The 9310-nt window shown below is 63.7% G+C and carries 11 protein-coding genes and 1 pseudogene; 10 read left to right on the top strand and 2 right to left on the bottom strand.

Annotated features, from left to right (window positions below; all coding sequences use genetic code 11):
* Window positions 1-157: 157 nt before the first annotated feature.
* Window positions 158-1126, bottom strand: coding sequence for a 6-bladed beta-propeller (locus tag VGE27_RS14915; RefSeq protein WP_331050466.1), 969 nt, complete (start codon window positions 1124-1126; stop codon window positions 158-160).
* 190 nt (window positions 1127-1316) lie between these two features.
* Here VGE27_RS14915 and VGE27_RS14920 point away from each other — a divergent pair, with 190 nt between their 5' ends.
* The 9 genes from VGE27_RS14920 (at window position 1317) to VGE27_RS14960 (ending at window position 7012) form a co-directional block, all read left to right on the top strand.
* Entirely contained in the window at window positions 1317-1529 is a 213-nt protein-coding gene (locus VGE27_RS14920; RefSeq protein WP_331050467.1) for a DUF4287 domain-containing protein, read from the top strand.
* A 76-nt stretch (window positions 1530-1605) separates the two neighbouring features.
* Window positions 1606-1992, top strand: a complete 387-nt coding sequence (locus tag VGE27_RS14925; RefSeq protein WP_331050468.1) for a hypothetical protein — start codon at window positions 1606-1608, stop codon at window positions 1990-1992.
* Window positions 1993-2018: 26 nt separating this feature from the next.
* A complete protein-coding gene (locus tag VGE27_RS14930; protein ID WP_331050469.1) occupies window positions 2019-2435 on the top strand; it encodes a DUF3592 domain-containing protein in 417 nt (138 codons plus the stop codon).
* 117 nt (window positions 2436-2552) lie between these two features.
* The gene (locus tag VGE27_RS14935) at window positions 2553-2864 is read left to right on the top strand and encodes a hypothetical protein (protein ID WP_331050470.1); all 312 of its coding nucleotides are present in this window, start codon (window positions 2553-2555) and stop codon (window positions 2862-2864) included.
* A 133-nt stretch (window positions 2865-2997) separates the two neighbouring features.
* On the top strand, window positions 2998-3402 hold the full coding sequence (locus VGE27_RS14940) for a Bor family protein (RefSeq protein WP_331050471.1): 405 nt from the start codon (window positions 2998-3000) through the stop codon (window positions 3400-3402).
* Window positions 3403-3581: 179 nt separating this feature from the next.
* Window positions 3582-4052, top strand: coding sequence for a hypothetical protein (locus tag VGE27_RS14945; protein WP_331050472.1), 471 nt, complete (start codon window positions 3582-3584; stop codon window positions 4050-4052).
* Between the two features lie 14 nt (window positions 4053-4066).
* The gene (locus VGE27_RS14950; RefSeq protein WP_331050473.1) at window positions 4067-4498 is read left to right on the top strand and encodes a VOC family protein; all 432 of its coding nucleotides are present in this window, start codon (window positions 4067-4069) and stop codon (window positions 4496-4498) included.
* A gap of 16 nt (window positions 4499-4514) precedes the next feature.
* Complete coding sequence (locus tag VGE27_RS14955; protein ID WP_331050474.1) at window positions 4515-5291, top strand: DUF3108 domain-containing protein; 777 nt, start codon at window positions 4515-4517, stop codon at window positions 5289-5291.
* 59 nt (window positions 5292-5350) lie between these two features.
* Window positions 5351-7012 (top strand): M20/M25/M40 family metallo-hydrolase, encoded by a 1662-nt coding sequence (locus tag VGE27_RS14960; RefSeq protein ID WP_331050475.1) that lies wholly within the window; start codon window positions 5351-5353, stop codon window positions 7010-7012.
* A 102-nt stretch (window positions 7013-7114) separates the two neighbouring features.
* Here the strand turns inward: VGE27_RS14960 and VGE27_RS14965 are convergent, their stop codons facing one another.
* On the bottom strand, window positions 7115-8866 hold the full coding sequence (locus VGE27_RS14965) for a serine hydrolase (protein ID WP_331050476.1): 1752 nt from the start codon (window positions 8864-8866) through the stop codon (window positions 7115-7117).
* Between the two features lie 123 nt (window positions 8867-8989).
* Here VGE27_RS14965 and VGE27_RS14970 point away from each other — a divergent pair.
* Window positions 8990-9310 (top strand): annotated as a pseudogene (locus VGE27_RS14970) (hypothetical protein); the annotation flags it as partial.

Consider the following 9310-nt stretch of genomic DNA (forward strand, 5'->3'; position numbering starts at 1 on the left):
TGACTGGCGGCCCGGCCAGCCGTGTCAGTGCCACTGGCCGTCACCTGCTGCTGTTGAAAGGCGGGCAGGGCATTCGTGTGCTCGAGCCGACCATGGCTCGGTGAGCGTGGTGTAGAGAGACGTCGGTGGCCGATTCAGCAATGTATGTCGGGCAGTATCAGCAGAGGCCTGCCCCGATGTGATATTTGCTGACTTCGGCCACGACGCTGTCACCGTCCACGAAATGATCCAACACAAAGAGCGTGTCGGCGAGAAATGACAACCGTGGGATGGACGTTGAATCGTGTGCCGGCACTTGTACGTCGATGCAGCGGGGCGCCTTCGCGCGCGGAATCACCGTCATGAACACCCGTCCAACGACCAGGCTGTTGTTCACGACGCTCGCATCGAGATGAAAGACGGCCAATCGGCCACCAGACAGGATCCGAAGACCAAAAGGCTGCGACAGCTGCTTTCCTACGTCGTAGATGTTTCGGCCTTCGCCCACGGTGTAGTCGATTTCCCTTGGAATGCCCCGCCGTGCGGTGCGGGGAATGGGGAGGGAATCCCGAGGCTGCCAATCACGATCGGCGATGATCACGTACTCCGAGCGTCCTCCGAAATACAGGATACTGTCGCCGGCAACCGCCAGCGCGGGCTCTCCCCAGATAGCCCAGAACAGGTCGCGATAGACATCGAGCACCTGCCCCAGTCGCTCCGGCTCCCCCGCTCCAGGGCGCCAACGAATGCCCGCGGTGCCGTGTTCCACGTCAGGAGCGGCCGTGTACAGAGTCCGGTCGACGTACACGAGTGGTGAGACCAACCCGGGCAGTGGCAGGTATGCGGTGACGGTCTTCGATGCGAGGTGCCAGAGCACCGCCCGGCGGCGCAGGAGATCGGCAATGACGAGCGTCGTGTCGTCGATCGGCGTCAACCAGGCCGGCCCCTCGAACTCGTTGGGGCCTCCGCCACGACGACCGATTGTTTCCATGAACGAGCCGCTCGCGTCGAAACGCAGTACGCGACGGCTTGGTATGTCAGTGACGAAGTACTCGCCACGTTGCGAGACGGCCAATGCGTTCGGCTTTCCAATGAACACGGTGTCTCGGTCTTTCAGGCGGACCTTCGCGAACGCCGTCAGAGTCATGTTGCGACCCGGCGGACTTGACGCGGCGTTCCGGGGCGCCTCACAGCCAACCAGACTGGCAATCAGTGCCAGCAATATCACGATGGTATTGTTGCTGCGCATTGCCATTTCCGGTGAAGAGAGGCGAGAATTTGCTGGACCGGAAAGACCGCCGCCAGTGAATCCTCATCGCATACGCTGACCAATCGACATGCCGGCTGACGACAAGCCCAAAGGACCCGCGTCCTACTTTCCTTCCATCGAGAAGAAGTACGGGCATCCGATCGGGCATTGGCTCGGTCTGGTGCAAAACAAGACCGGACTGAAGCACATGGAACTGGTGTCGTGGCTCAAGACCGAGCATGGTCTCGGTCATGGGCATGCCAACGCCATAGTCGCCCATGTGCTCGCTGGAACGAAGTAAGCCAACCCGTCATCCATTCATGAACGCGCTCGAACGTGTCCAGAAGTTGAGAAATGCCGGTATCACGACATGCGCGATGGTCGATGTTCCTCCGCGTGCGTCCGGAGAGGGTGCGGTCGATCAGGTCGTGCAGGCGCATGGCTTTCAGGGGCTCGCGTCCGAGTGGATCGAGGTCAGTGCGGCCGATGCGCAGGCCATCGTGACGGCGCTATTGCACCGTGATCTTGCTTACGGCGCCGAGCTCATGTCGCTGGCGAGCGCGGCAGATCTGGCGACCCCGTTGTTCGATGCGGTGCCGGAGCCACACGCGTACTTCACCAATGGTGACTGGGTGATGAACCCCAACGGGGGTGAAGCGACGTTGCGCGGCTGGAACCCGATCTCGGACGCCACGTTTGATTCGGGAGTGGTTTGCCTCGGTGCCGGTCGCGCCGCCGTGTTCTGGGTGCAAGACGAGGACTAGTCCGCTTCCCCCATCCTTCCCCACCGATGACCTCCTGGATCGCCATCATTCTCGGTAGCGCCTTTGCCGGTTCCTCGGCGTGGGAGCTCGCACGCGGATGGCGGGCAGCGCGATGGCCGGTGGCGACGGGGCGCTTGCTCGAAGCCGGCGCGCAGGAGCGGCAGTCCCGTGGTACTCGTTATGTGCCGGCCGTGCGATACGAGTACACGGTGGCGGGGCAGGCCCTGACAGCCACGCGTCTGCGGTTTGGGTGGGACCGCCTGTATGGGTCGCCCGAGGCAGCGGAGCGTGCCTTGCTTGGGATGAAGCCGGGAGCGACCGTGCCGGTGCACTACAACCCGCAGAATCCCCCTGATGCCGTCCTGTGGCCGGGTGTGCGGCCGATGATGGTGGTCCTCCTCGTGATTGGCCTGGCGATGATCGGACTTGGCGTCCGCGGATAGGCGGCTGCTGTGCGTGGCTGTTGTGGTGTTCACGTGGATAGTCCTGGAAGCAGCGCCTCTCTTTGGTTGGGACAGGCATCCACGTTGGTGAGCCATCCATCAGGCTGAGCGACCGACATGGGCATCTACACGGAGCATTGGGATCAACACAGAAAGCAGGCCAGAAAGCACCTGGTCGATTTCCTTCTGCTGTTTCTCATCGGTCTGCCGCTGGCCATTGGCGCGGCCTACGTCGGCGATCGCTTTGCGCTCGAGCCGCAGCTTCTCTGGCTACTGGGGCCACTCATCGTGTGGCTCGTGGTGTTCACCAGGCTCGTGCTGCGTAGCACAGGGGTGATCTGTCCGCGCTGCGGTGCGAAATACTCGCGTGGCAAGTATCTGCCGAACTGCCCGGGCTGTGGACTGCCCATGTTGCAGGAGAATCCCTGAACGGCGTGTGACGGGGTGTGCGGTGCCGAGGTATGGGTTGTCCCGGGCTGCTCGGCGAACCGAAGTGTGGTTGTGCCGGTTCTGATCGAGCGTCCGCATTCCTCCGCACGTCACCCTCATTTTGAGATTCACGATGATCCGCCGTTTGTTCACTCTTGGATTGGCCGTTGCACTGAGCACGGGCTGCTATCACGCCACCGTCGAAACGGGCGCCACCCCCTCCGCACAAGTCATCGACAAGCCGTGGGCCAGTGGCTGGATCTATGGCCTCGTTCCGCCCTCCATCGTGGAAACGGCGCAGCGCTGCCCGAGTGGTGTGGCCAAGGTCGAAACGCAGCTCTCGCTGCCGAATCAGCTCGTGAGCTTCGTGACCTTTGGCATCTACACGCCGATGTCCATCCGCGTGACGTGTGGTCAGGGACGCACCTCCGACGCCGGCAGCACGACGATCAAGTCGAACGGCAACGGCCAGGACGCCATTCATCAGGCCGCTGAACAGTCCGTTCGCGAACAGATGCCGGTGCTGGTGCAGTTCTGAGTCACCTGAACCGAGGGAGGGGCGAGTGCCTCTCCCTCGAGTCGTGTGTCAACTTCAAGCATTGTGATCGCATTGTGGTGAATGGCGCTGAGCGTCCTTGCGCTCCGCTTCGCCTGCTGCTGTTTTCCTGATGGTCCTCGGGCAGTGCTGCGAATCGGCATAAATTCATCCTCGCCATCATGACGTCGCTCTTCGTTCGCCAACGACGATTCTGCGTTGGGCTACTGGCCATTTGCTCCACAGTACTTCTTGCCTGCGGCGACGACGTGCAATCCGGCGCGGCTTCCGCCGACAGTGCGGCCACCATCGGATCCGCCGAATCGGCTGCTCCGCACGATGCGGTCGCCAGTCTGGCTTACCTGATCGCGTCGGCGGGTCGCGACTTCAAGGCCCACACCGCGGGGCCGGTCGAAGTGCGCAGTGTGCGCTATGGTCTGCGCGACACCACGGGCGGTGTGCAGAGCCACGTGCTGTGCGGGGAGTATCGGCGTGTGACCGCGACCGACACCACGGCGTGGACTGAGTTCTCCACCGTCGAAACATCCAGGTACGAGCAGTGGCTTGGCGAGACGCGCTACTGCCAGATCGTCGCGGGCGCGTGGAACAAGGACGACAGCGTCACGGTCCGCCTGCAGAAAGCCATTCAGTGATCGGGAGCTGACACATGGCCGTCAAGCGCATGGACAACATCCTCATCGTGGTCGACGATCTCGACGCGGTGAAGTCGTTCTTCCTCGCCCTGGGGCTCACGCTCGAAGGTGAGGCCGATGTGAACGGGCCCGACGTTGGAACGCTGATCGGCCTCGATGACGTCAGAACCACGATCGTCATGTTGCGCACGCCCGACGGACAGGGCATCGAGCTGGACAAGTTTCATCAGCCGGATGCCGTCAGGTTCGGTCCCGAGAAGTCGCCGGTCAATACACTGGGCATTCGTCGCATCATGTTTGCCGTGGACGACATGGCGGGCATGCTCACCCGCATGCGATCATTCGGATCCGAGATCATCGGCGAGATGCAGTACGGGGACACCTACCGGCTCGCCTACATCCGCGGTCCCGAGGGGATCATCGTGGCACTCGCTGAACAACTGTAGTGTCCACGTTCGCTCAATGATGCATTCGCTCCTGCTGGCGCTGTTGATGCCGTTGGTGGTGGCTGTGGCAGGTGGTGATCAACCACTCCCGGACCCAATGCAGCGGCACATCCCCTTCGCCGCGGGCGAATCGGCGAGGTACCGGGTCGGCTGGGGGATCTTCTCCCGCGCTGGCAGCGCCACGCTCTCGGTCACCCGCGATACCCTGCGCGCCGATACGGTGCTGCACGCCGTCCTCGCCGTGCGCGGCGGCATCCCGGGGGCGCGCATCAACGAGCGTCTCGAGACCTGGATGGATCCCGAGACCACCGCGTCCCGGCGATTCCTGCAATACGCGCGCTACCCCGGTTTTTCGCGCGATCGTATCCGGGAGTTCGACGCGGTGCACCGCAAATGGTCCGGCCACACCAATGCAAAGCCCGACTCCGGCAGCCTGCCCACTGCGCATCCCCTCGACGACCTGTCGACGGTGTTCGTGGCGCGCACCATCCCCCTCACGGTCGGCCAGGACGTGGTGCTGCACGACTACTGGCGTCCGGAGAGCAATCCGATCGTCCTGAAAGTGTTGCGCCTGGAAACGGTGAAGGTGCCCGCCGGCACTTTTCATACGGTGGTCGTCCGGCCGATCATCCGTACCAGCAGCCTGTTCGCCGAAAACGGTGAGGCCGAGGTCTACCTGTCGACGGGGGAGCATCGGGAGCTGGTCATGCTCCGGGCGAAGCTCAAGCTCGGCACGCTGGTGCTGCGGCTCGAACGGCATTCACCGGTCGCTCCTGCCAAGGCGCTGGAGTAATTTTCGGGCTTCGCAGCCTTTCGGTCCGGCCACCAGCCGGCTCCCCAGCACACCGCACGATGATCCGAAACACCTTCCTCCTCGCCGCGTCGGCCGTGGCCATGAGTGCGTCGGCCGCGCTCGCGCAGCCCGGACGTGGCGCCCCGCCGGGCCCGACCCAGCCCCCCACCAATCCGCAGGCCCTGCCGGTGGATCGTGCTGCGGCGCCTTACGTGCGCTCGACGCCGCCTTCCGATGCGATGATCCAGAAGATCTACGAGGAAGGCACGCAGCGTTCGCAGGTCATGAAGATCGCGCAGACGCTGCTCGACTCCGTCGGGCCGCGTCTGACGGGATCGACGGACGCTGACCGGGCGCAGACGTGGATGCTCGCCAACTATGCGAAGTGGGGCATTCCGGCCCGCATCGAAAACTACGGCACGTGGAACAGCTGGAAGAACGGCTCGGCGTTCGCCGAACTGCTGGCCCCGCGTGTGCGTGGTCTCGAAGTGACCGCCATGGGCTGGTCGCCGGGCACGGCCGGCAAGTGGGTGGAAGGCAGCGTGATCATGATCCCCGAAGACGTCGTCACGCCGGAAAAGTTCGCGGCCTGGGTGCCGTCGGCGCGTGGCAAGTTCGTGCTGCTCAATGCGCCGCAGCTCACGTGCCGCATGCCGGGACAGCTCGCCGAATTCGGCACGATCGAAACGCGTGACCGTCTGCGTCAGGAGCAGAGCGCGTTGTCGGCCTCGTTCAACCAGCGTGTGCTCGCCGGCGGTGGCCCGCGTGCCATTCAGGCGAAGCTCAAGGCCGCGGGTGTGGTTGGCGCGCTGACGACCAACTTCTCGCAGTATCCGGGCATCAACAAAGTGTTCGGCTCGCCGGCGCAGGAAATCCCCACGGTGGACGTGGGCTGCGAAGACATGGGTCTGCTGTACCGTCTCGCCGCGAACAATCAGGGCCCGAAGATCCGCCTGATGGTCACGGCTGAGAAGGGACCGGAACGTCCGATCGGCAATGTGATCGCCGAGATGAAGGGTTCGACGCTGCCGAACGAATACGTGGTGCTGTCGGCGCACTTCGACTCGTTCACGGGTGGCTCGGGCGCCACGGACAACGGCACTGGCTCGCTCACGATGATCGAAGCGATGCGCATTCTGCGCACGGTGTATCCCAACCCGAAGCGCACGATCGTGATCGGGCTGTGGAATTCGGAAGAGCAGGGCCTCAACGGTTCGAAGGCGTACGCCGAGATGCACCCCGAGGTGATCTCGGGCATGCAGATGCTGTTCAATCAGGACAACGGCACCGGCCGTATCTCGTCGATCAGCCCGGGACCGTTCGTGCACGCCGGCGCATTCCTCACGCGCTACCTGAGCGAGATGCCGTCGGAAGTCACGCAGTGGATCCGCCTTGGCAGCACGTCGCCGTTCAATGGCCCGGGTGGTACCGACCACACCACGTTCGTGTGCCACAAGGCGCCTGGTATCGGCACCGGCGCCCTGAGCTGGGACTACAGCAACACCACGTGGCACACCAATCGTGACACGTTCGACAAGATCATCCCCGAGGACCTGCGCAACAACGCGACGCTGATCGCGATGCTGGCGTACATGGCGTCCGAGGATGCGCAGAAGTTCCCGCGCGATCTCGTGCCGCAGGGCAATGCCCAGGACGGCACGCCGCGTCCGTGGCCGGTGTGCCCGGGTCCCACCAAGCGCGCGGCTGACTCGAACCGCTGAGTCTTGCCGCAGTAGCTGGTGTTGCAAAAAAGTGCGGATCGATCGGCAGCGCTATTCGCGGCTGGTCGATCCGCACTTTTTTGGTGGCAGTGCTAGAGTGAACTATTGTACCGCTTCCATGATCATCGGCACCAACTGATCACGGATCTTCCGCCACACGTCGTACTGCCCGTAGTTGCCCGCCGTGACTACAACGGTGAGACGCAGCTCCGGCACGACCACCAGGAACTGCCCGCCATTGCCGCCTGCTGAGTAGGTCTGAAATGTTCGTCCGCGCGCGGCAAGTACATTCCGATGCCAGCCGTAGCCATCGTCGGAGCTGTCGGGGCGGCTGATCACATGTCCGGTCGACGTCTTCACCCAGGACGCGGGCACCAGCCGGACGCCCTGCCACAGGCCGTCATCGAGATAGAGCTGGCCGAACTTGAGCAGGTCACGCGGACGCATGCGCATGCCACCGCCGGAGTACGCTTCGCCAGTGGGCATGAGATTGATGCCGTATTCGCCGAAGGCCATGGGCCGCCCGAGCGTCGACTCGAACAGTCGCGGCAACCAGAGTCTGGTGGCTTGCCCGATCACACTGCCGGCCATGTTGATGCCGGCCGAACAGTAGGAGTACGTGCTGCCCGGTGCCGTGATGCGAGGCAGTGCCTTGAAGAAGGCGAACCAGTCAGGCTGCGCTTGCTGCGATTGCATGGTGTCTTCGTTGCCCGGCGATGTGTCGTCGTCATCGTTGCAGGCGAGACCGGTGCTGTGCGAGAGCAAGTGGCCGAGTGTGATGTCGTGGACGCCGGCCCGTGTGTGAGCGGAGAGCGGAGCGCCGTTCAGCTTCGCGCCACGTTGCATGGCCGCACCGGCCATGATGGAGGTCATCGTCTTGGACGCCGAGCGCAGGTCGTGCATCATGTCGGCGTCGTATCCGCGAAAGTATTCGTCGAGCACCAGCTTGCCGTGGCGCGCCACCACGAGTGCATGCACGCGAGGCTCCGTCTCGCTGAGCGGGTCGACTGCGACGAGCGAGCGCACGATGGACTGCAGGGCCATGGCGTCCATCTGCACGCTGGCGGCGGTGGCAGCGCTCCATCCGTCACTGAGCGCTACCGGCGTGCGATAGGTGTATGGCGCGAGTGATGGAGAGCGGGTGACAAATCCGACGGCGTGTTCGCGTGTGCGGGGCTGCAACACGATGGGCGCACCAAAATCGAAGGTGATGGTACGTTGTGCCGAGTCGTAGAGCTGTGTCCACTGCACCTTGCCGGTGCGGGGATGGGTGAAAATCACCTGATCGCCGGCACGACTGACGACGTAAGACGCGGTACGTCCCGGCCAATTGGTCTCGGGGTTCCGAAAGGTGCCGCGCAGGGTGCGGTCGTCAGCACGGGTCACCATCAGGTACAGCGGAAACTGCTCCGGCACGGGCGCGACCTCGCCGCGCCAGCGATTGGTGCCCGCTTGGTGCAGACGTACCGGAGTGGCGTAGGCCGCATTCATTCCTGACGGCTGCACCCAGAACGCTTCGGGCACGGCGCCAGATGTATTTCCGCGCGTGCCGGCACGAGTCCACAGCTTGAGGGTGCCCTGTCCGCCAGGCAGTGTCATCACCACACTGTCACCCTGCTGTGCGGCGTGGACTTCAAACCCGGATACCCGTGCGGACCACCTCTGGCCGTGTCGCTCGAGCGTGAGCGCGCCACGCACCTGTGGTCCCAACTGCGGTTCCGCCCCCCACAGTCCCAGCAGGTCGTCGCCCGATTGGACAGCGCCCGGTTGTACGGCAGCAGTCTGCGCGCCGATTTCGTGCGAGATTACAGATCCGGCCAGAAGGCATAACCAGGTGCTGCGGCGAAACATCATGCGGTGGGCTCTCGTTGGATTGGGAGTCGACTCCGCGGAAATTTGGCGGCGAACGTCAGGCGCGTCTTGTAACGGCGCAACATTCCGAGCCCGAATACCGGTCCGTCACTCCTCCTCGTCACGATGCCTGCTGCTCCGCATGGTCACGGTCACCTCACGCTGCCCTTTGGGACGTTTTATGGGCAGGAGGATGTGCGTCGCAGCGAGCCGGGTCTCGAACTGTCGCTGCTGCGGGTCGACCCGCATCGCATCGTGGAGCGGCACTCGCACGACGAAGCGCACTTTGTGCTGGTGCTGGATGGCCTGTATGTCTCGACGGCCGACGGTGCGCCGCCGGTGAGTGAGGGTGTGCAGTTGATCTTCAATCCGGCGGGGACCACACACCGCGATCGGTTTGCCGCACGCGACAAGGTGGTCGACGGTCGGTTTCTGACGATCTCGCTG

Origin of the sequence: Gemmatimonas sp. (assembly GCF_036405635.1) — a bacterium.
In the GTDB taxonomy this organism is placed as follows: Bacteria; Gemmatimonadota; Gemmatimonadetes; order Gemmatimonadales; family Gemmatimonadaceae; genus Gemmatimonas.